Raw genomic sequence first — 19,175 nt, 5'->3', positions numbered from 1 at the left:
CCGATATGACCCTCGAAGAGCTTGAAAAGATCGTCCAGACCCGCGCCGCCGCCTCGCCTGATGAAAGCTGGACCGCGAAACTGCTCGCCAAGGGCCCCGAGAAGGCGGCCGAGAAATTCGGCGAAGAAGCGATCGAGGCCATCATCGAAGCGGTGAAGAACGACCCCGATAAACTCGCCTCCGAGGCCGCCGACGTGCTGTTCCACCTGCTCGTCATGCTGCACGCGCGCGGCGTCACCGTCGCGCAGGTGATGGATGTCTTGGCATCCCGCCAAAGCCAATCCGGCATCGCCGAGAAAGCCGCCCGCCCGAAATGACGCGCCGTGACGGGACGGCGGGCGGGGCGCCTTTGCGCACTTCGCGCAAACAGCGCCGCTCCCGTCCCTAGCCCTTCGGCTCCTTCGGCTTCATCCGCTCCAACTCCGGCGTGATCGGGATATGTTCGTCCTTGTCCCCCACGGGCAGGGAAAACATCCCCTCACCCCAGCGCGCCGCCTTCCATTCCTCCTTGGCATGCTCGATCCGGTCCTTGGACGACGAGACGAAATTCCACCAGATATACCGGTGCCCCTCCATCGTCGCCCCGCCCAGGCTCAACAGCCGCGCCCCCTGCGCCCCCGCCCGGACCGACACCCGGTCGCCGGGCCGGAACACCAGCATCCGCCCGGCCTCGAACACATCGCCCGCGACCTCCACCGACCCGGACAGCACAAAGACCCCGCGATCCTCGTGATCCTGCGGCAAGGGATACTGCGCCCCCGCCGTCAGCGTCACGTCGAGGTAGAACGTCTCGGACTGCATCGTCACCGGGCTTTCCGCGCCATGCGCCCGCCCCAGGATCACCCGCGCCGAGATCCCCTCCGCCTCCAACAGTGGCAGGTCCTTGTGATGCTCGAAATCCGGCGCCATCTCCTCGCGGTCCTCCGGCAAGGCCAGCCATGTCTGCACGCCGAACAATTCATGCCCCCTCGCACGGACCTCCGGCTGCGTCCGCTCCGAATGGGTCACACCGCGCCCCGCCAGCATCCAGTTGACCTCGCCGGGGCGGATCACCTGCTGCGCGCCGGTGCTGTCACGATGCTCGAACTCCCCGTTCAACAGGTACGTCACCGTGCCCAAGCCGATGTGCGGATGCGGGCGCACGACGATGCCACCCTCGGTCAGGAACTCCGCCGGTCCCATCTGGTCGAAGAAGATGAACGGCCCCACCATCTGCCGCTGCACCGACGGCAAGGCCCGGCGCACCTCGAACCCGCCAAGGTCTCTGGCGCGGGGAATGATGACCGTTTCGATGGCCTCCGGGTCCACGTCAGCGGCGTCGGGGGCAAGGCTCGGGTTCCAGCTCATGGGGCGTTTCCTCCTCGTGTCTCTGCCCCAAAGATGACGCGAGACACGCCGCAATCAATTCACCACGCCCCCGCCGCATGCGTGCAAATTTGCACAGAAATCCAAAATTCTGGCGATAACACGAATTTTCGCTGATAAATTCGGGCGCGTTAACCAAATCTGACGTAAGGTCATCCAGATCAGGCCCGCCCCTATGGTCCCCGGCGCCACCAACCGGCCGGGAATCGGCCGATTTCCGGCCGGTTCACCCCTTCCAGCGCCTTCAGACAGGTTAAAAAACTTAACCTTTGCGCCCGGACCGACCCAGATCTGCCCCACGCACGCCGCGCAAACCACAAGGCGCGGCCACGTCACACTCCGTTACCCCACCGTGCGCCCGCAACGCCTCACAGCTTCGAAGAGATGATCCCGGTGTTGAATCCGCCCATGCGCAGCTCGCCGAACAGCCGCTGATACTCGATCTTCGGGCAGCGGTGCATCACCACGTCCAGCCCCTGCGCCCGCGCCAGCCGCTCGGCGTCGTGGTTCACCACGCCGATCTGCATCCAGACGGTTTTCAGGTTCGGCAGCGCCGCCAGGGCCTCCTCGACGATGGGCAGCACATGTTCCGACCTGCGGAAGATATCGACCATGTCCACCGTCTCCGGACAATCGGCCAGCGTCGCCCTAACCTCCTGACCGAACAGCTTTTCTCCGGCGTGACCGGGGTTCACCGGAATGACGGTATAGCCCTTCAGGCTCAGGTAGCGCGCCACGTAGTAGCTGGGCCGCACCGGGTTCATGGACACGCCGACCACCGCCACCACCTTGGTGCGGGTCAGGATGCCTTTGAGGAAGTCGTCGGAATAGGTCATCTGCATGGCGCCAACCGTACGCCGCCTTCAGACAAAGAAAAAGCGCCCGGGAGAAAATACCCGGGCGCAGTTACGGAACGAGGGACAGTGAAGGTGTCGCAGGGGTTCCGTCCCCGCGAGCCTGACTGAAAGATAGGCGCAAAAGACACAGGTTAAAGGGCAGTAAATAAAAAGTGAGCGAATTGCCTTGACGCGCCGGATTTCCCTACCCTGCCATCCGTTCCGACGCAGGCTGCGGTAAGGGTGCGTCAATACTCTCGTGCAGCCGCTCCGACCGATCGCGGCCCAGAACCCTTTGATGACGCAGCAGGAACACCTTTCCGAAGCCCTGCCACGTCCCCACCGAGGGCGCGTCCACGTCACAGGGGAACCGCCCGCGCCAGCCCGGCGGCAGCGGCAGAGCGCAGGCCTCCAGCCGCTCCAGCATCCAGACCAGCGGGATATTCGCCAGCGGCCGCGCCGCCTGGAACGTTCCCAGCATACCGCCCACGTCGCCGTGGGTGCCGCGAAACCAGACCTGCTCCATCACGCCCGGCCAGTCCGGCGGCGTTTCCCACAGCACAGGAGCAAAGGCATCGCGCGTCTCGTCTATGGCAAGTGCTTGAAACCCATGGCGGATCGAACGTCCCAACTGGTGATTGTGGAACCCGTGCCGCGACTCCGCCAGCCGCCAGACCAGCGGCACCCGCCAGCCCAGCGCCTTCACCGTGTCCCAGACACCGATCATCTCGATCAGCGTCACGTCGTGGCAGTGCTGGCGGGCAAAGACCTCGGCGCTTGCGCCATCGGGGTCGTATTCATACAGCCGATAGACCTGCCGGATGTTGCGCTCGGTGGCATGTTCGGGCCGCAGCAACCCGACCCGGTCTATCACCCCCGCCAGCGAACGCACCGCATAGGCCCCGCGCGAAAACCCCATCAGGAATATCCGGTCGCCTATCCGGTAGCGCGACGCGAGATAGCCATAGGCGCGCCGGATCTGCCGGTTGATCCCACGGCCAAGGATCACGTCCCCGGTGCTGCCCCAGTCGGTCCACTGGATGCCCGCCTCGTAGTACAGCGACACATCGCGCCGTTCTTTCAACAGCTTGTAGGTCAGGCCCGCGTTGCTTTCGAACCCTTCGTCCAGCGAAGAGGCCGTGCCGTCGAGGATGATGACATGGTCGCGGGGACCCCGCCGCGGCTCATAGGTGGAATGCCCGGCGGAGGGACCCCGCCGGAACCATCCCAGTACTGTCTCACTCAGCCGCGATACGTCCATCCTGCAACATCGCCCAGACTCGTGCAGGCGTGAAGGGCATGTCCGCCTGCCTGATTCCCCTGTCCCACAGCGCGTCCTGCACCGCGTTGGACACTGCCGCCAGCGCCCCCACGGTCCCGGCCTCGCCGCAGCCCTTCATGCCCATCGGGTTCGCCGTCGAAGGCACCGCCTCCGTCGAGAAGGCGATCATCGGCATATCGTCGGCGCGCGGCATGGCATAGTCCATGAAGGTCGCCGTCAGAAGCTGCCCCTGATCGTCGTAGCCCACCCGTTCGATCAGCGCCTGCCCAAGGCCCTGCGCCACGCCCCCATGCACCTGCCCCTCGGCCAGCATGGGGTTGATGAGATTGCCGAAATCGTCGACCACCGTGTAGCGGTCGCAGGTGGTCTTGCCGGTTTCCGGGTCCACCTCGACCTCGGCGATGTGGCAGCCGTTGGGGAAGGACCGCCCCGGCAGCGTCGCCGTGGTCTGCCAGCTCAGCAGATCCTCGCGGCCCGCTTCCCGCGCCATCTGCGCGGCCTCAAGCATGGTGGGATGCAGGTTCGACCCTTCCGCGCGGAACTGCTCGTCATCAAAGGACACATCCGCCGCATCGACGCCCATCTCACCGGCAAGGAACTCCGAGAACCCCGCGACCATCTGGCTGACCGCCTGCAACGTCGCGTTGGTCTGCACCGTGACAGAGCGCGACCCGCCCGTGCCCCCGCCCGAGGCGATCAGGTCCGAATCCCCCTGGATCACCTGGATCTTGTCGGCGGGAATGCCGGTCTGGTCGGACAGGAACTGGCGGAACACCGTCTCGTGCCCCTGCCCGTTGGACTGGGTCCCCACGTAGATCAGCGCGCCGTCGTCCACGAATTCCACTTTTACATCCTCGTTCGGGGCTCCGAGGATAGACTCGATGTAATAACAAATCCCCAAGCCGCGCATTTTACCGGCTTTTTCGCTCTCGCTCCGTCGCGCGGCAAAGCCCGCAACATCTGCGGCGAGCTCTGCCTTGCCCATCACGCGAGAGAACTCGCCCACGTCGTAAGTCTCTGGCGCGACGGTCTTATAGGGGAACTGCTCCGGCTTGATGAAATTGATCCGCCGCAGCTCCATCGGGTCCACACCCAGTTCGCGCGCCGCGCGGTCCATCACCCGTTCCAGCACGTAGATCGCTTCGGGGCGACCGGCCCCCCGGTAAGCATCGACCTGCGTCGTGTTGGTATAGAACCCCTCGCCGCGCTGGTAGACCGTCTGGATATCATAGACCCCGGTCAGCACGCGGCTGAACAGGAACGACTGGATCATCTGTCCGAACTGCGAGTTATACGCGCCAAGGTTCGATTTCGTATGCGTGCGATAGGCCAGGATCCGGTTGTTTTCGTCAAAGGCCAACTCGGCCAGCGTCGTCAGGTCACGCCCCGCGTTGTCCGACAGCATCGCCTCGGTCCGGTCGGACATCCAGTGCACCGGACGCCCCGTCTGCTGCGCGGCATAGGGCAGAACGAAATACTCGGGGTAAGCCATCCCCTTCATGCCAAAGCCGCCGCCAACGTCCGGATTGGTGCAGCGCACACGGTCGGCGTCCACGCCATAGCAGCGCGCCAGCTCGCCCTTCATGCCCCAGACGCCCTGCCCGCCAAAGGCAAGGTGCATCCGGTCCCCGTCCCACTCGGCAAAGGCGCCGCGCGGCTCCATCGAGTTCACGATGATACGGTTGTCGCCGACCTCCAGACGAACCGTCCGCGCCGCGCGTTTGAACGCCGCCTCGGTCGCCTCCTCATCGCCGATGGCATAGTCATAGCCCCGGTTGTCGGGGGCGACGTCATGAATCGTCTCGCCACCGGCGTCGAAATCCAGCTTCACCGGCAGCTCGTCGTAGTCGATCTCGATCAGCTCGGCGGCATCCTTTGCCTGTAGCAGCGTATCGGCGACGACAACTGCCACGGCCTCGCCAACGAAACGCAGACGGTCCTCGGCCAGCACGGGGCGCTTTGGTGCGGCGCCCTTGGTGCCGTCGCGGTTCGGGGCGCAGGTAAAGGTCATCTGCGCATCGAGGCCCGCCGCCTCCAGATCCGCTTGGGTGATGACCATATGCACGCCGGGCGCATCCTTGGCCGCCGTGACGTCGATCCCCTTCAGCACGGCGTGCGCCACGGGCGACCGCAGCACATAGGCCCTCAGCGCCCCCTCCGGCGCGATGTCATCCACGTAGCGTCCCTGCCCCGTCAGGAACCGATTGTCCTCGATCCGTTTGACCGGCTGGCTCTTGCCGAACTTGTCCATGGTGACCTCCCTCGCGCGTTCTCCGTTGCTCGCGACTTTAGTCCCATGAGGCGGCGTGTCCAGTGCCCGCCGTCAGCGCATAAGGGTCACGATCCGCCGCGCGCCGTAGCCGTTGAACCGGGTCGAAAGCGCCGTGGAATAGGCCCCGCAGGCGTGAAATAGGACGTGGTCGCCCTCCTGCAGATCACCGGGAAGCCCAACCCGATCCGACAGACGGTCAAGGCTGTCACAGGTCGGGCCAAAGACCTCGCGGTCCTCCAACGCGCCCCGGCGCTCCGTCCCATCCGGGGCAAAGACCGTCAGCCGCTGCGACGGTTGCAGGTCGCGCCATTCGCTGAGGCCGCCGTAGATGCCATCGTTCAGAAAGACCGCCCCGCCCGACACGGCCTTGACCCGCAAGGCCAGCTCAAAGGCCTCGGCCACCATGGCCCGCCCCGGTTCGCAGACCAAGGCCGGGCGCAACGTGCCGAAAGCCTGCCCCACACGCGCCTTTATGGCGTCGAAAATCTCCTGCAGGTCCGGATCCGGATCCTCGCGGTGCGCCGGGAAACCGCCGCCGACGTTCAACCGATGCAGCGTGACACCAGCTTCGCGCGCCACCTCTGCCGAGGCGTCGATGTAGGCTTCCCAGGCGCGCGCCGACCGGCACTGCGTTCCGGGATGAAAGGTGATCGAAGGCACGCCGCCCCGATCCACCACTTGCCGCAGCAGCGCCGCCGCCTGCGCCGGGGCCGCGCCGAATTTCGATCCGAAATCATAGACCGCCCCAGCCACTGGCAGCTTCAACCGCACCGCGATTTCCGCACCGGTGATGTCGCCCAGCTTGTCCAACTCGCTGGCGCGATCCACCGACCAAGAGGTCACGCCATGTCGCTTGCCCGCAGCGATCTCGGCCATCGAGCGCACGGGATTGTGATAGTGCAACCGTGCCTCTGGCGCGACGCCGCGCACCAGCTCCATCTCCTGCGGCGAGGCCACGTCGAAGGCCGCCATCCCCGGACGATCCGCGCCACCACGCGCCAGCGCCTCGATCACCATGGGATCGGGGTTGGCCTTGACCGCGTAGGTCACTTCGCCCGGAAACCCCAGCGCGAACCGCCGCGCCTGCCGCTCCAGCCGCACGGGGTCGTAAAAAAACACAGGCTCGTCTGGCTGCTCGCGCGCCAGCCACTTCGCCGGATCGGTCCGAAACGCTTCTCTCAACATGGGGTGCCTCCTGCTCGCTGTCCCCATGTTGTACGCAGCGCACGTCGAAACCTATCGGCAAAGCCTGCGATCCGTGGCATAAGGCGCAGCAGAACGACGAGACGACCATGCAACTTGACGAAACCGACCACGCGCTGATCGCGGCCCTGTCCGAGAACGCCCGCCTGCCGGTCGCCGACCTCGCCCGCCGCTGCGGTCTGGCGCGCACCACGGTGCAGGCCCGGCTGGATCGGCTGGAGCAGCGCGGCGCGATCGCGGGCTACACCGTCCGGCGCGGCGCGGCGCTGAAACCCGCCCTGCGCGCCACGGTGCTGATCTCGGTCGCGCCGAACGAGACGCCCGCCGTCCTGTCCCGCCTGAAATCCATGCCGCAGGTCGAGGCCGTGCACACCACGTCCGGCCGCTTCGACCTGCTGGTCACCCTGACCGCCGACTCGACCGAAGCGCTGGACACCACCCTCGACCGTATCGGCGAAGCCAAGGGCGTGCGCAGTTCCGAAAGCCTCATCCACCTCAGTACAAAGATCGACCGCTCGGGCTGAGATCAGCCCCTTAACCCGGCCCGGCTTCTTTGGTTTCCCAAATACCTCGGGGGAGACTGCCGCCAGGCAGACGGGGGCAGCGCCCCCTCGCGCGCGCAGCGCGCGCCGGTCGCCTTGACGCAGCCAAGGCGAAACCCCACTGCATCCGCCTCACTCGGCGGCGTCATCCTCGATGGCATAGGTCTTGAACAAACCCGCCTGCGTCATGAAGAAGACAAAGATCCCCGCCGTCAGCCCGAAGGTCTTGAAATACACCCAGGTGTCCGTGGACATGGTCCGCCAGATCACCTCGTTCAGCACGGCCAGTCCAAAGAAGAACCACATGATCCGGCGCGTCAGGATCATCCAGCCTTCCTGTTTCAGGGGCATCAGCCCCTCCATCACCGACTGCAACCAGCTTTCGCCGCGCATCAGGCCGATGGCCAGCGCACCACCGAACAGCAGGTAGATCAACGTCGGCTTCATCTTGAAGAACCGGTCGTCATTCAGCCAGACCGTCAGACCGCCGAACACCACCACCAGCACCGCCGTCACCACCTGCATCCGGCTCAGGTGGCCCGTAAGCTTCCACAAGGCCGCCATCGACGCCAGCAGCACCGGCACAAAGCCCGCCGTGACCAGGATGAAGCCCTTGTACTCGGTCCCGCCGATGTCAAAGACCCGGTCCTTCAGCATCAGGTAGGCGGCAAAGAACCCCAAGATCGGGCCGAACTCCAGCGCGCTTTTCAGCATCGGGTTCACTGCCCGCTTGTCTTCTGTCGTCTCCACGCCGCTCTCCTTCTTGGCCTGCCTCCCAGATAGGCGCTTCAGCCGCCCAACTCAACGATGACCGCACCGGCGGCGATCAGCGCCATCAAGGCGATGCGCCGTGGCCCCACGGTTTCCTTCAACACCAGCCAGCCGATCAGCGCAGCAAAGACCGTCGAGGTCTCGCGCAGCACCGCCGCCTCGCCCACCTTGTCCAGCCGCGTCGCCATCATGATCGAGCCAAAGCTGAGAAAAGCCACAACTGCCCCGGTGACGCCGCGCGCCATCAATGGCCCCAGCGCAGGCGCCTCCGCCATATTGCGCCAACGCACTGCCGCGATCACTGGCATCAACAGCCCGTCGATCATGAAAAACCACGCGAGGAAGGTGAAGGGGTTTGCCGTCGCCCGGATGCCATAGGCGTCGTATGTCGTATAAAGCGCCACGAAGAGGCCCGTCGCCACCGCAAAGCCCAAGGCGGCAGGCAACGTGTCGCGCGCCACCTCCAGGAACAGGTAGTTGTAAACCGCGAGGCCAAAGATCCCAGCCAGCAGCACCGCCACACCCAGCCATTGCACGGCGTTGAAATGCTCTCCGAACACCAGCGCCGCGCCAATCACCGCGAACAAGGGCCCCGTCCCGCGCACCACCGGGTAGACCACCGTGTAGGCTCCGCGCGTGTATGCATAGGCCTGCAAGATTTTGTAAACGCAGTGGATGACAAAGGCCCCGGCAAAGATGGCCCACATGTGCGGCTCTGGCCATGGCACCACGAACAATGCAAAGGGCGCGGCCATCAGACCATAGCTGCCATCAATTGCCCCGCGCGACAGCCAAGGGTCATGCCGCCCCTTTTGCAGCGCACCGAAGACCGCGTGCAGGATCGCCGCCGACACCGCCAACCACAGCGCAAGCTGGTGCCCGGCCTCCGTGCCTTCGAGGGAAATCAGCCAGTCGCTCATGTCACGTTTCCATGCCGCATTCCCCGCCCCATGCACCGGGACGCCGAGGCACGCAAGGCAACACCGATGTTACGCAAACGCGTTCAGGTCTCGAGGCCCGTCAGCGCCGCGGCGAATTCCTCGGGGTCGAAGGGGGCCAGATCGTCGATCTGCTCGCCCACGCCTATGGCGTGGATCGGCAGGCCGAACTTGTCCGCCAAGGCAACCAGCACGCCGCCCTTGGCCGTGCCGTCGAGCTTCGTCATCACCAGACCGGACACATCGGCCAGCGCGCGGAAGGCCTCGACCTGCGTCAGGGCGTTCTGACCCGTGGTGGCGTCCAGCACCAGCAGCGTATTGTGCGGCGCGTCGGGATCTTTCTTGCGGATCACGCGCACGATCTTGGCCAATTCTTCCATCAGGTCCTGGCGGTTCTGCAAACGGCCTGCCGTGTCGATCATCAGCAGGTCCGCGCCCTCGGCCTGCGCGCGGGTCATGGCGTCGAACGCCAGCGAGGCCGGGTCGCTGCCCTCGGGCGCGGTCAGCACCGGCACGCCCGCGCGCTGGCCCCAGACCTGCAACTGCTCCACCGCTGCGGCGCGAAAGGTATCGCCCGCCGCGATCACCACCGACTTGCCCGCTGCCTTGAACTGGCTCGCCAGCTTGCCGATGGTCGTGGTCTTGCCCGACCCGTTCACGCCGACCACCAGCACCACCTGCGGCTTTTGCGGATAGATCGGCAAGGGGCGCGCCACCGGCTCCATTACGCGGGCGATTTCCTCGGCCAGCAACTCCTTGATCTCGCGGGCGGACACGCGCCGCCCCATGCGTCCCTCTGCGATGTTCGAGGTCACGCGCAGCGCCGTGTCGACGCCCATATCAGAGGCGATCAACAGCTCTTCAAGGCTTTCGAGCATCTCGTCGTCCAGCACCCGGCGCGGCTCGTCCGCCTTGCCGCCACCGATCAGACGCCCCAGTAGGCCGGGGCGCGTGGTGCCCTGCGGCTCGGTCTCCTCCGGCAGAGGCATGGGGTTCATGGCGGCAATGGGGGCCTGCGGTGCGGGAACCTCGTCCGCTTCCGGCGCGTCGACACCATCTTCGACGATGGCCTCCAGCCCCTCGTCCAGTTTCGAGGAGGACTTGAACAGCTTGTTCTTCAGCTTTCCGAAAAAGGACATGCACCGCGCCTTCTGCCTTGGGTCCCTTTCACCTAATACGCCGCGCCACTTAATGAAAGTGTGAGTTGACCCCGCGCAGCCCAGCCCTCTTATTGACCCCATGTGGGTGCGGTGGCTGTTCCTGTTGATCCTGTGTCTGCCCGTCCGGCTGTCCGCCGAGCCGGGTACACTGTGTTCGACCGGCACCCACGGCCATGTGCAATGCATCCGGCCCTCCTTTTTCGTCTACGACACCTGCCAGGCGATCGAGGCCTTTGCGGTCAGGAACGACCTCGATCCGGGGTTCTTTGCGCGGTTGATCTGGCAGGAAAGCCGGTTCGACCCGCACGCGCTCAGCCATGCAAAGGCCATGGGGATCGCGCAGTTCATCGCCTCGACGGCAAAGCTGCGCGGGTTGAAAGACCCCTACAACCCCGCAGAAGCATTGGAATTTTCCGCCGAATACCTCGGGGAAATGACCCGACGTTATGGCAATCATGGCTTGGCCGCCGTGGGCTATAACGGCGGCGAACGTCGCGCCGAAGGGCTGATTGCCGGAACAGGGGGCCTTGCGCGCGAGACCGTCGACTACGTGCGCATCATCACGGGCCTGAATGCCGAAACTTGGCGAGATACGCCGCCAGAGAGCCACGACTACCGATTGTCCAAGGACCTGCCGTTCCAGCAAGCCTGTTACGAACTGGCGCGGAACCGGCGGCTGACCCCTTACCCGGACCCCGAGCCGCCAAAACCGGTGATGCCGAAATGGGGTGTTCAGGTCGCCTTTGGCATCTCGAAACAGGCTGCGCTAAGCAAGTACAGTGCTGCAACACGCAGCTGCAAAGGCCTGATCGGAAAGGAGGAACCTTTCCTCATCTGGTCGAAAAGCCGTGCAAGTCCCAAGGGCGGATACTACATGGCGCGTCTTGGCCGCGACAGCCGCAATGCCGCGTGGAGCCTCTGTTCTCGCCTCAAACAGCGCGGTTGCATCTGCGCCGTCTACCGCAACGATTGATGTTTGACGTTGTATAACCGCATTACGCACCGAAGGAGCATGTCGGAGATTTCACTTTCCCGACATGCCCACAGCCTTTACCTCAAGGCGTCAGACCTCATCCGGGAAATGCCTCATCGTCAGACGGATCGGGTTCGGTGCCGCCTGTCCCAGACCACAGATCGACGCGTCGCCCATGGCCTGACACAGCTCTTCCAGCAGCCCCGTGTCCCACTTCGGCGCGCTCATCAGCTTGACCGCCTTTTCACAGCCGACACGGCAGGGCGTGCACTGACCGCAGGATTCATCCTCGAAGAACCGCAACATGTTCAGCGCCGCGTCCCGGGCGCTGTCCTGATCCGACAGGACCACCACGGCAGCGGACCCGATGAAGGTGCCATGCGGCTGCAAGGTATCGAAATCCAACGGAATATCGTCCATCGACGCAGGCAGCAGGCCAGACGACGGGCCGCCCGGCTGGTAGGCCTTGAAGGTGTGACCGTCGGCCATGCCCCCAGCCGCCGCGATGACGTCCAGAATGGTGGATCCGGCGGCCAGCAGGTGAACGCCGGGCTGCTTGACCCGACCGGAAACCGAGTAGGAGCGCAGTCCCTTGCGGCCGTTCTTTTCGACCTTGGACAGGATCTGCGGACCTTCGCGGCAGACCTTCGACACCCAGTACAGCGTCTCGACGTTGTGCACCAAGGTCGGGCGATTGAAGATGCCGACCTGGGCGACATAGGGCGGGCGGTGGCGCGGGATGCCGCGCTTGCCTTCGATAGATTCGATCATCGCGGATTCTTCGCCGCAGATGTAGGCACCCGCGCCACGGCGCAGATCGATGTACCCCGGTTCGACGATCCCCGCATCTTCCAGCGCCTTGATCTCGCGCTTCAGGATTTCGTGGATCGCGGGGTATTCGTCGCGCATGTAGATAAAGGCGCGCTCGGCCTCGACCGCCCAAGCGGCGATCAGCATTCCCTCAAGGAAAACATGCGGTTCGCCCTCAATGTACACGCGATCCTTGAAGGTTCCGGGTTCGCCTTCGTCCCCGTTCACTGCCAGGTAACGCGGCCCGGGGTTGGCCCGGACAAAGCCCCACTTGCGCCCCGAAGGGAAGCCCGCACCACCAAGACCACGAAGACCGGAGGCTAGGATGCGCTCCTGCACCTCTTCCCAGTTGCCGTTCTCGCGCAGCGATTTCAGTTCCGCATAGCCGCCCTCTTCGAGGTAGGCCTCGAGAGCCTCGTAGGGCTCGACATGGGCGTGGGTTTCGCCCGCTGCGATGGCGGCCTCGACCTTTTCGACCGTGGCGTGACCAATGTGGTTGTGGCCCAGTTCCAGCACCGGCGCGCTGTCACAGCGTCCCATGCAGGGCGCGCGCAGGACGCGGACCTCTTCCGGGTTCATGCCGGACTCCAGCGCCGCGCGCAACTGCTCGGCCCCGGCCATCTCGCAGGACAGCGAGTCACAAACACGGATCGTCAGGGCGGGCGGCGGGGCCTCGCCTTCCTTCACCACGTCGAAATGCGCGTAGAAGGTCGCGACTTCGTAGACTTCGGCCATGGACAGGCGCATCTCGTCGGCCAAGGCGCGCAGATGCGCCGCCGACAGATGGCCGTATTCATCCTGGATCAGATGCAGGAACTCGATCAGCAGGTCCCGCCGCCGCTCGGTGTCGCCCAGAAGCGTGCGCACCTCGGCCAGCGCCTGATCGTCGACCTGCCGGCCCTTCGGCGTGTTACGCCCCTTGCCGCGTGCGTTCTTCCAGACGCCCTTGCGCTCGTCGAGTGCCATGGTCGTACCTCCCTGATCCGTTCCCGCGCAACATATCCGCGCCCACGCGACCTGCGCAGATGAAAAACGACGCCTTGAAGCGGTGAACCGCCTACAAATGCCCCGGCTTTTGCCCGATGGGTGACGGAAAGTTCCGATAAGCGTAAGACATCCAATGGTATCGGGGTGGTGGGACATGGCACGATTCACGCTGGCAACGCTTGGCATGGTGGCGCTTCTGGCGCTGGCCATCGGTGTGGGTGCGCCCTTTCCGTCCTTGGCGCTGCTCTACATCACCGTCTTCACCTTTTTCATGGACAAGATCACCGCGCTGGCCGCGCCAGATCATCCGGGGGCGGAGTTTCCCGCCGGGAATACGCTGTCCGCGGCTCTGGGTCTGCTGCATTTCCCGCTGCTCTATGGCGGCGTCTGGATGCTGGCAGAAACCTCGCAGCCGCTGCTTGACAAGGTGTTCGTGTTCTTCGCCCTGTCACTGTACCTCGGGCAGGTCAGCAATTCCAACGCCCACGAGCTGATCCACCGCGCGCCGCGCGCGCTGCGCCGCCTCGGCATTGCGGTCTATTCCTCCGTGCTGTTCGGGTTCCACGCCTCGGCACATACGCGGGTTCACCACGTCCATGCCGCGACGCCACAGGACCCGAATTCCGCAGCCTTTGGAGAGGGTTACTATCGTTTCGCCCTGCGTGCCTGGCGCGGGGCGCTGCGCGAAGGCCACCGGGCAGAGCGGCGTCTGCGTCCCACGGGGCCGACGCCCTACACCGCCTATGGGCTGGGTGCGCTGGCCTCGCTCGCACTGTCCTTTGCGATTGGCGGACCAAAGGGCGTGCTGGCCCTGATCGGTCTGTCCCTCTACGCGCAGGCGCAACTGCTGCTGTCGGACTACGTCCAGCATTACGGGCTGCGCCGCCGCGAAATCGCGCCGGGCAAATACGAACCTGTCGGTCCCCGGCACAGCTGGAACGCCCCGCATGGGTTTTCCTCGGCGCTGATGCTCAACGCGCCGCGTCATTCCGACCACCACGCCCACCCGACGCGGCCTTACCCGGGGCTGGACCTCGATCGCGCGCAAATGCCGATCCTGCCGCATTCCCTGCCGGTGATGGCCGTGATCGCCCTTGTCCCGCCGCTTTGGCGGCGCGTGATGGATCACCGGGTCAGGGATTGGCAAAGCACCGCCGACTCGCCGTCCGCCGCTTAACCATTCGTTAAACCGTCTCTTTGCGATCTTGCCGGATTCTGGCAGAATTGTGGCATGAGACACCTGCTTGCATCCGCCCTCCTCGCCGCTTCCTCTCTGCCCGCGTTGGCGGCAGAGCCGCTTTCGGCGCAGGCCTTCGAATCCTATGTCGACGGCAAGACGCTGTATTTCGGCATGGCCGGACAGTCCTACGGGGTCGAAGAATACCTCCCCGACCGCCGCGTCCGCTGGTCCTTCCTCGATGGGAAGTGCAAGGAAGGTTACTGGTACGAGGCCGACGCGGGCCAGATCTGTTTCGTCTACGAGGACGCGCCGGAAGACCCGCAATGCTGGAGCTTCTTCAATGAGGGGTCGAAGCTGCGCGCGGTGTTCGAAAACGATCCGACCGCCACGGTCCTCTACGAAGCGCGCCAGAACGACGAGCCGATGATGTGTTACGGGCCGGACGTGGGGGTCTGACGCGCGTCAGCCCTTGGCCAGTTCCAGCGCGGGCCGCGTGACGCCATCCTTGCGCAGCGCCGTCATGCCCTCGCGGATGTAGTCGCACAACACGCCGGTGATCGCGGTCTTGCCGTTGCCTGCGTACAAATTGATGAACTGCGTGCCCAGTTCGGGCAGCGCGTCGTCCTCAATGTATTCGACAAAGGCCGGGGCGTGCCCCTGAAGCCGCGCCGTCACGGCAAGGTCCGCGCTGATCGTCGCGTCCACGGTCATGTCGTTGTCGGAATCCACCGCCAGTTCCCAGTTCAGGTTCGCCCGGTCCAGCGCGCCCAGGGCGTGCTCCCGGAACCCGCAGGCGCGCGCAAAGGCCACCCGCAGCGGCCGCCCCTTGCGTGCGTGCCCGCCCGGCGCGCCGATCCAGCGCATCGGCACCTCCAGCAGCATCTCGCCGCCGGTGTCGATCCCCGGTTCCGTCGTCAGGATCACATCCACCTCGCCCTTGGCGAACTGCGCCTTCAAGGCGCGCGTGAAGGAACTCAGCAGTTGCACTTTCACGCGGGGATGCGTGCGGCCCATGCGTTGCAAGACCTGCGGAATCACCGGGTAAACGATGTCATGCGGCACGCCGAGGACGATCTCGCCCTCCCATTCGTTCGCCGTCAGCCGCGAATAGATCTCGTCGTTCAGCTCCACCATCTTCTGCGCGTAGCCCAGCAGCTGTGCCCCGGCGGGCGTCAGCGCCACGCCGCGCCCGGACCGGTCGAGCAACTGTAGCCCAAGCATTTCTTCCAACCGTTTCAACTGCATGGAGACAGCGGATTGCGTCAGGTTGAGAAATCCGGCGGCGCGCGTGACCCCGCCGGCCTCTGCCACCGCAACGAATGACCGCAATACCGTGATGTCCAGATTTCGCATTCATCAAGCCTTGTGATGGAAGGTTTCAACAACATTCGTTTTCAAAATACATCCACAGCGGGCATATATCAATCACTCAAATCGAAATCGCCACCTCACCACAAACTGTGATGGGTAAGGCGGCAGGTTCTGCGCACATGCCCGGTCAGACGCCGGAGCATTAACGGCACCTGCTTGCCCGCCCTCGGACGCAAAAGGATACAACCCATGCAACGCACCCTCTCCCTCCCCCGCGCGCCCCGCCTGCCCGCCCTGCGCCCCTTCGCCCGCCTGCGTGCATGGCAGGCCATCGCCCGGCAGCGCCGCACCCTGCGCCATTTGGATGACGCCGCCCTCGCAGACATCGGCCTCAGCCGCACCGCCGCACAAGCCGAGGCCGACCGCCCCTTCTGGGATGCCCCCGGCCATTGGTACGAGTAATCTGCATCTTTCGCCGGAAACCGGGTCGAAAGCCTTGAAAACGCGGGCCAGCTTGCCGATATTTCCGCTAGGGTCCGCGTTCGCGCGCGGGGTCCGTGCTATGAAGCGCGGAGTTCAACAGGGTTCCATTCGGAGGCATTCAATGGCTGAATATGAAACAGTCGGGGCCCGGGGCATTTCCGGCTCCCGCGCTGCGCAGATTGACGAGGGGCTGCGGTCCCACATGAACAAGGTGTACGGGCTGATGTCCGGCGCACTGCTGATGACCTTTGCGCTGGCCTACCTGGTCTCGCAATCCCCGGCGCTTCAGCAGGTTCTCCTTGTGTCGCCGGTCGTCTGGATCGTGATCTTTGGCCCGCTGGCCTTTGTGCTGGTGGCGAACTTTGCCCTGCACAAGCTGTCCGTGGGCGCGCTGAACGGCCTGTTCTGGGCCTATGCCGCGCTGACCGGCGTGTCGCTGTCGACCATCTTCATCATGTTCAACATGATGGACGTCATCACCGGCCTGTTGCTGACCTCGGTCGGCTTCCTCGGCCTGACCATGACCGGCTACCTGACGAAGCGTAACCTTGGCCCGATCGGCCAGGTTGCGGGCATGATGACCTGGGGCCTGGTGGCCTGGGGTATCTTCGGCATGTTCTTCGGCATGGGGTCGGGCGGCTTCCAGATCTACAACATCGCCATCCTGGCCGTGTTCGCGATCCTGACCGCCACCTCGACGCAGGAGATCAAGAACACCTACCTCGAAGCCCGCATGCACGGCGGCGCAGAGGCGCAGCAGTTCCTCGACAAGGCCGCCATCATTGGCGCGCTGCAGCTGTACATCTCGTTCATCGCGATGTTCCGCTCGATCATGTACCTGTTCATGGGCAACGACGACTGATTGTTCCCACATCTGACAGACAAAGGGCCGGTCCAAGTGACCGGCCCTTTTCTTTTGCCCCGCCGCCAGGGATTTGCGCTACCCTCTGCACGAGAGGGAGGACAACCATGCCACGTATCACCGAAGACAAGGTTACGCGCGAAAACGGCACCTCGGAGGCCCTGGGTCAATGGGAGACGCTTTTGTTCTCGGACAGCGGCGGGCTAACGCAATTCGGCGCCTTCGTCGAAATCCTCGCTCCGGGCGCCAGCAGTTCACATGCCCACTGGCACGAAGAGGAGGACGAAATGGTCTACATGCTCGACGGTGAGGTGGTACTGATCGAGGGCAGCGACGAAAGCCCGCTTCTGCCCGGTATGGCCGCGACATTCGCCGCCGGAGCTGCGCGGGAGCATCGGCTCGAGAACCGCAGCGACGCGCCTGCCCGCTACCTTGTCATCGGAACGCGCAAGCCGCGCGACCGCGTGCACTATCCCCGGAACAACGACCGTGTGCTGCATGTGGACCGAACGTCCGCCGAGCGCCGCTGGACCCATGGAGACGGTCGCCCCGCAGACCCCATTCCCAAATGAAAAAGCCGCGCAGTTGCCCGCGCGGCCCGTCACTCGGCACACATAAAGAAGTCAGTTCATCGCCAGCGTTTCCGGCGAGGTGCCGGTGGTCGCCACGCTCACCACGTCGCCTTCGCGGGCAAAGGTAAACATCTGGCCCACGTGCCCCGGCAGACCAAAGGTCACCGAGTCGCCGTCCACCAGCGCCATCTGCAGCTTGCCGCCCGCCGCGTCATCCTTTGCGGCGTAGTAGGCCACCAGTTCGACGGCTTCGCCCGCGCCCTTGGTCCAGTAGACGGACATGTCGACGGTGGCGTGGTGCACGGTTGCACCTTCCATCTGCTTCAGGGTCACGGTCTCGGCCTGAGCGGCCATCGGCAAGGCAAGAGTGGCCAGCACGGCAAGGGTACGGATGGTCATGGGGATCTCCACGGATCTGATCGCAGCAGTCTTTCCGACCGCCAGTGAATCTTCTGCATCGCAGCATGACAGAAACGTAAGACCGGGACCACGCACAACAGCGCATAGCCGTTATGACGTGAAATCAATCACTTATCAGCATACCATCGTAGACAAAACCCGGCAAGCGGTTTCTGCACCTGCACAAAATCGCTGTACCACCGCCAAACGCGACAAGGCCGCGCAGTTTCCCGCGCGGCCTTGTTCAAATCCTGTGAGGTCCCGTCAGGGACGCAAGATCACTTGATCTTGCCTTCCTTGTACTCGACGTGCTTGCGCGCAACCGGGTCGTACTTACGCACGGTCATCTTCTCGGTCATGGTGCGTGCGTTCTTCTTGGTCACGTAGAAGTGGCCGGTGCCTGCGCTCGAGTTCAGGCGGATCTTGATGGTGGTCGGCTTCGCCATGGTAGGTCTCCCGGGGTTGTCCCTTGCAACGCCGGGGGAGCGCCCCGCGCGTGAAAATCGTATGGAGCCTGCCTTTTACTCGGGCCTGCGCCCGAGTCAACAGGCTGCCCTGCGTATAAAGCAGGTTTTTGATGCGCGGAGGGCCTGTAAGCCGGATTCTGTTCCCCGGGGTCTCCCCCGGTTCGACGACCATTCCTCTGGGCCACGCGTTGCCACGTGGCTCTAGCTGCCAACCCGAACCCCTCGGGCCAAAGCCGCCCTGTCCCGATATGACCAGCCGGGCGAACCCGGGGAGGCATCAGGCGGACGCGGGGTCCCTATTAGGCATTGCTCCCGGTGGGGCTTGCCATGCGGGCGATGTTGCCATCCCCCCGGTGGGCTCTTACCCCACCGTTTCACCCTTACCCTCGGGCGAACCCGGGGGCGGTATCATTTCTGTGGCGCTTTCCGTCAGGTTGCCCTGCCCGGGCGTTACCCGGCACCGGTGCTTCGGTGAGTCCGGACTTTCCTCTCGGGTTACCCCAAGCGGCCGTCCGGCCCTCCGCGCGCGCCCCACATAGAAAGCCGCGTGCCACAAAGCAAGCCCTCGTTCAGCCGATGGTGCCCAGTGAACGGACTGCAGCGACGAATATCACCCGTAGGGCGCAAAACCCGCCCCTGCCTTCATCTTGATGCAAATACCTCGGAGGGGTCCGGGGCGGCAGCGCCTCCCCGGCGGGGGGGGGGGGGGGGGCGCCCCCCCCCCCCCGCCAACAACACCCGCCAAAAGCAGCGGGGCCCCCC

20 protein-coding genes and 1 other RNA gene are annotated in these 19,175 nt (G+C 64.7%); 8 read left to right on the top strand and 13 right to left on the bottom strand.

Translation table 11 applies throughout. The annotated features are described in order from the left end of the window. Positions 1-5 precede the first annotated feature (5 nt). The gene (locus ACP16H_RS14945; RefSeq protein WP_425073045.1) at positions 6-317 is read left to right on the top strand and encodes a phosphoribosyl-ATP diphosphatase; all 312 of its coding nucleotides are present in this window, start codon (positions 6-8) and stop codon (positions 315-317) included. Positions 318-384: 67 nt separating this feature from the next. On the opposite strand, the gene ACP16H_RS14940 is transcribed toward ACP16H_RS14945, so the two are convergent. The 5 genes from ACP16H_RS14940 to ACP16H_RS14920 all read right to left on the bottom strand — a co-directional run bounded on the left by ACP16H_RS14940 (position 385) and on the right by ACP16H_RS14920 (position 6,940). Next, positions 385-1,347 (bottom strand): pirin family protein, encoded by a 963-nt coding sequence (locus tag ACP16H_RS14940; protein WP_425073044.1) that lies wholly within the window; start codon positions 1,345-1,347, stop codon positions 385-387. A 386-nt stretch (positions 1,348-1,733) separates the two neighbouring features. Then, positions 1,734-2,207, bottom strand: coding sequence for a CoA-binding protein (locus ACP16H_RS14935; RefSeq protein WP_425073043.1), 474 nt, complete (start codon positions 2,205-2,207; stop codon positions 1,734-1,736). A gap of 199 nt (positions 2,208-2,406) precedes the next feature. Continuing rightward, complete coding sequence (locus ACP16H_RS14930) at positions 2,407-3,462, bottom strand: DUF2235 domain-containing protein (RefSeq protein ID WP_425073042.1); 1,056 nt, start codon at positions 3,460-3,462, stop codon at positions 2,407-2,409. Beyond that, the gene (locus ACP16H_RS14925) at positions 3,440-5,734 is read right to left on the bottom strand and encodes a xanthine dehydrogenase family protein molybdopterin-binding subunit (RefSeq protein ID WP_425073041.1); all 2,295 of its coding nucleotides are present in this window, start codon (positions 5,732-5,734) and stop codon (positions 3,440-3,442) included. Before ACP16H_RS14925 ends, ACP16H_RS14930 begins: the two co-directional genes overlap by 23 nt. Before the next feature lie 72 nt (positions 5,735-5,806). Further along, the gene (locus ACP16H_RS14920) at positions 5,807-6,940 is read right to left on the bottom strand and encodes a type III PLP-dependent enzyme (RefSeq protein ID WP_425073040.1); all 1,134 of its coding nucleotides are present in this window, start codon (positions 6,938-6,940) and stop codon (positions 5,807-5,809) included. 107 nt (positions 6,941-7,047) lie between these two features. Between ACP16H_RS14920 and ACP16H_RS14915 the strand changes: the two genes are divergently transcribed. Next, a complete protein-coding gene (locus ACP16H_RS14915; protein ID WP_425073039.1) occupies positions 7,048-7,482 on the top strand; it encodes an Lrp/AsnC family transcriptional regulator in 435 nt (144 codons plus the stop codon). Positions 7,483-7,632: 150 nt separating this feature from the next. Here ACP16H_RS14915 and ACP16H_RS14910 read toward each other — a convergent pair whose 3' ends face one another. From ACP16H_RS14910 to ftsY, 3 genes are all read right to left on the bottom strand, one after another. Next, the gene (locus ACP16H_RS14910; RefSeq protein ID WP_425072888.1) at positions 7,633-8,214 is read right to left on the bottom strand and encodes an inner membrane-spanning protein YciB; all 582 of its coding nucleotides are present in this window, start codon (positions 8,212-8,214) and stop codon (positions 7,633-7,635) included. A gap of 74 nt (positions 8,215-8,288) precedes the next feature. After that, a complete protein-coding gene (locus ACP16H_RS14905) occupies positions 8,289-9,191 on the bottom strand; it encodes an EamA family transporter (protein WP_425072887.1) in 903 nt (300 codons plus the stop codon). Between the two features lie 83 nt (positions 9,192-9,274). Beyond that, positions 9,275-10,348 (bottom strand): signal recognition particle-docking protein FtsY, encoded by a 1,074-nt coding sequence (ftsY, locus tag ACP16H_RS14900; RefSeq protein WP_425072886.1) that lies wholly within the window; start codon positions 10,346-10,348, stop codon positions 9,275-9,277. 100 nt (positions 10,349-10,448) lie between these two features. Here ftsY and ACP16H_RS14895 point away from each other — a divergent pair, with 100 nt between their 5' ends. After that, positions 10,449-11,342 carry a lytic transglycosylase domain-containing protein gene (locus ACP16H_RS14895; RefSeq protein WP_425072885.1) on the top strand — a complete coding sequence of 298 codons (894 nt, stop codon included), beginning with the start codon at positions 10,449-10,451 and terminating at the stop codon, positions 11,340-11,342. A 90-nt stretch (positions 11,343-11,432) separates the two neighbouring features. Here ACP16H_RS14895 and ACP16H_RS14890 read toward each other — a convergent pair whose 3' ends face one another. After that, positions 11,433-13,118 (bottom strand): NAD(P)H-dependent oxidoreductase subunit E, encoded by a 1,686-nt coding sequence (locus tag ACP16H_RS14890; RefSeq protein ID WP_425072884.1) that lies wholly within the window; start codon positions 13,116-13,118, stop codon positions 11,433-11,435. A 175-nt stretch (positions 13,119-13,293) separates the two neighbouring features. Here ACP16H_RS14890 and ACP16H_RS14885 point away from each other — a divergent pair, with 175 nt between their 5' ends. Together ACP16H_RS14885 and ACP16H_RS14880 are read left to right on the top strand one after the other, a co-directional pair. Then, entirely contained in the window at positions 13,294-14,316 is a 1,023-nt protein-coding gene (locus tag ACP16H_RS14885; protein ID WP_425072883.1) for an alkane 1-monooxygenase, read from the top strand. A 54-nt stretch (positions 14,317-14,370) separates the two neighbouring features. Further along, positions 14,371-14,775 carry a hypothetical protein gene (locus ACP16H_RS14880; RefSeq protein WP_425072882.1) on the top strand — a complete coding sequence of 135 codons (405 nt, stop codon included), beginning with the start codon at positions 14,371-14,373 and terminating at the stop codon, positions 14,773-14,775. A gap of 6 nt (positions 14,776-14,781) precedes the next feature. On the opposite strand, the gene ACP16H_RS14875 is transcribed toward ACP16H_RS14880, so the two are convergent. Then, complete coding sequence (locus tag ACP16H_RS14875; RefSeq protein WP_425072881.1) at positions 14,782-15,672, bottom strand: LysR family transcriptional regulator; 891 nt, start codon at positions 15,670-15,672, stop codon at positions 14,782-14,784. Between the two features lie 207 nt (positions 15,673-15,879). On the opposite strand from ACP16H_RS14875, the gene ACP16H_RS14870 reads away from it, so the two are divergent. From ACP16H_RS14870 to ACP16H_RS14860, 3 genes are all read left to right on the top strand, one after another. Then, the gene (locus ACP16H_RS14870) at positions 15,880-16,092 is read left to right on the top strand and encodes a DUF1127 domain-containing protein (protein ID WP_425072880.1); all 213 of its coding nucleotides are present in this window, start codon (positions 15,880-15,882) and stop codon (positions 16,090-16,092) included. Positions 16,093-16,234: 142 nt separating this feature from the next. Beyond that, positions 16,235-16,975, top strand: a complete 741-nt coding sequence (locus ACP16H_RS14865) for a Bax inhibitor-1/YccA family protein (RefSeq protein ID WP_425072879.1) — start codon at positions 16,235-16,237, stop codon at positions 16,973-16,975. Between the two features lie 107 nt (positions 16,976-17,082). Continuing rightward, positions 17,083-17,547 (top strand): cupin domain-containing protein, encoded by a 465-nt coding sequence (locus tag ACP16H_RS14860; protein WP_425072878.1) that lies wholly within the window; start codon positions 17,083-17,085, stop codon positions 17,545-17,547. 51 nt (positions 17,548-17,598) lie between these two features. On the opposite strand, the gene ACP16H_RS14855 is transcribed toward ACP16H_RS14860, so the two are convergent. The 3 genes from ACP16H_RS14855 to rnpB all read right to left on the bottom strand — a co-directional run bounded on the left by ACP16H_RS14855 (position 17,599) and on the right by rnpB (position 18,937). After that, positions 17,599-17,946, bottom strand: a complete 348-nt coding sequence (locus tag ACP16H_RS14855; RefSeq protein WP_425072877.1) for a hypothetical protein — start codon at positions 17,944-17,946, stop codon at positions 17,599-17,601. 278 nt (positions 17,947-18,224) lie between these two features. Continuing rightward, a complete protein-coding gene (gene rpmG / locus ACP16H_RS14850; protein ID WP_008885060.1) occupies positions 18,225-18,392 on the bottom strand; it encodes a 50S ribosomal protein L33 in 168 nt (55 codons plus the stop codon). 131 nt (positions 18,393-18,523) lie between these two features. After that, an RNA gene (gene rnpB, locus ACP16H_RS14845) (RNase P RNA component class A) lies at positions 18,524-18,937 on the bottom strand. Positions 18,938-19,175 lie beyond the last annotated feature (238 nt).

The sequence above is a fragment of the Sagittula sp. S175 genome (assembly GCF_049800975.1).
Lineage (GTDB): Bacteria > Pseudomonadota > Alphaproteobacteria > Rhodobacterales > Rhodobacteraceae > Sagittula.
Note: the sequence above shows the minus strand (reverse complement) of the source record. Positions and strands in the feature narration are given on the sequence as shown.

What these genes read in the sequence shown, in the direction of transcription:
- ACP16H_RS14895 (WP_425072885.1), top strand. Translation starts at nt 10,449, where the DNA reads ATGTGGGTGCGGTGGCTGTTCCTGTTGATCCTGTGTCTGCCCGTCCGG.
- ACP16H_RS14930 (WP_425073042.1), bottom strand. Translation starts at nt 3,462, where the DNA reads ATGGACGTATCGCGGCTGAGTGAGACAGTACTGGGATGGTTCCGGCGG.
- ACP16H_RS14875 (WP_425072881.1), bottom strand. Translation starts at nt 15,672, where the DNA reads ATGCGAAATCTGGACATCACGGTATTGCGGTCATTCGTTGCGGTGGCA.
- ACP16H_RS14855 (WP_425072877.1), bottom strand. Translation starts at nt 17,946, where the DNA reads ATGACCATCCGTACCCTTGCCGTGCTGGCCACTCTTGCCTTGCCGATG.
- ACP16H_RS14905 (WP_425072887.1), bottom strand. Translation starts at nt 9,191, where the DNA reads ATGAGCGACTGGCTGATTTCCCTCGAAGGCACGGAGGCCGGGCACCAG.
- ACP16H_RS14920 (WP_425073040.1), bottom strand. Translation starts at nt 6,940, where the DNA reads ATGTTGAGAGAAGCGTTTCGGACCGATCCGGCGAAGTGGCTGGCGCGC.
- ftsY (WP_425072886.1), bottom strand. Translation starts at nt 10,348, where the DNA reads ATGTCCTTTTTCGGAAAGCTGAAGAACAAGCTGTTCAAGTCCTCCTCG.
- rpmG (WP_008885060.1), bottom strand. Translation starts at nt 18,392, where the DNA reads ATGGCGAAGCCGACCACCATCAAGATCCGCCTGAACTCGAGCGCAGGC.
- ACP16H_RS14945 (WP_425073045.1), top strand. Translation starts at nt 6, where the DNA reads ATGACCCTCGAAGAGCTTGAAAAGATCGTCCAGACCCGCGCCGCCGCC.
- ACP16H_RS14910 (WP_425072888.1), bottom strand. Translation starts at nt 8,214, where the DNA reads ATGCTGAAAAGCGCGCTGGAGTTCGGCCCGATCTTGGGGTTCTTTGCC.
- ACP16H_RS14880 (WP_425072882.1), top strand. Translation starts at nt 14,371, where the DNA reads ATGAGACACCTGCTTGCATCCGCCCTCCTCGCCGCTTCCTCTCTGCCC.
- ACP16H_RS14915 (WP_425073039.1), top strand. Translation starts at nt 7,048, where the DNA reads ATGCAACTTGACGAAACCGACCACGCGCTGATCGCGGCCCTGTCCGAG.
- ACP16H_RS14860 (WP_425072878.1), top strand. Translation starts at nt 17,083, where the DNA reads ATGCCACGTATCACCGAAGACAAGGTTACGCGCGAAAACGGCACCTCG.
- ACP16H_RS14865 (WP_425072879.1), top strand. Translation starts at nt 16,235, where the DNA reads ATGGCTGAATATGAAACAGTCGGGGCCCGGGGCATTTCCGGCTCCCGC.
- ACP16H_RS14885 (WP_425072883.1), top strand. Translation starts at nt 13,294, where the DNA reads ATGGCACGATTCACGCTGGCAACGCTTGGCATGGTGGCGCTTCTGGCG.
- ACP16H_RS14870 (WP_425072880.1), top strand. Translation starts at nt 15,880, where the DNA reads ATGCAACGCACCCTCTCCCTCCCCCGCGCGCCCCGCCTGCCCGCCCTG.
- ACP16H_RS14940 (WP_425073044.1), bottom strand. Translation starts at nt 1,347, where the DNA reads ATGAGCTGGAACCCGAGCCTTGCCCCCGACGCCGCTGACGTGGACCCG.
- ACP16H_RS14925 (WP_425073041.1), bottom strand. Translation starts at nt 5,734, where the DNA reads ATGGACAAGTTCGGCAAGAGCCAGCCGGTCAAACGGATCGAGGACAAT.
- ACP16H_RS14890 (WP_425072884.1), bottom strand. Translation starts at nt 13,118, where the DNA reads ATGGCACTCGACGAGCGCAAGGGCGTCTGGAAGAACGCACGCGGCAAG.
- ACP16H_RS14935 (WP_425073043.1), bottom strand. Translation starts at nt 2,207, where the DNA reads ATGCAGATGACCTATTCCGACGACTTCCTCAAAGGCATCCTGACCCGC.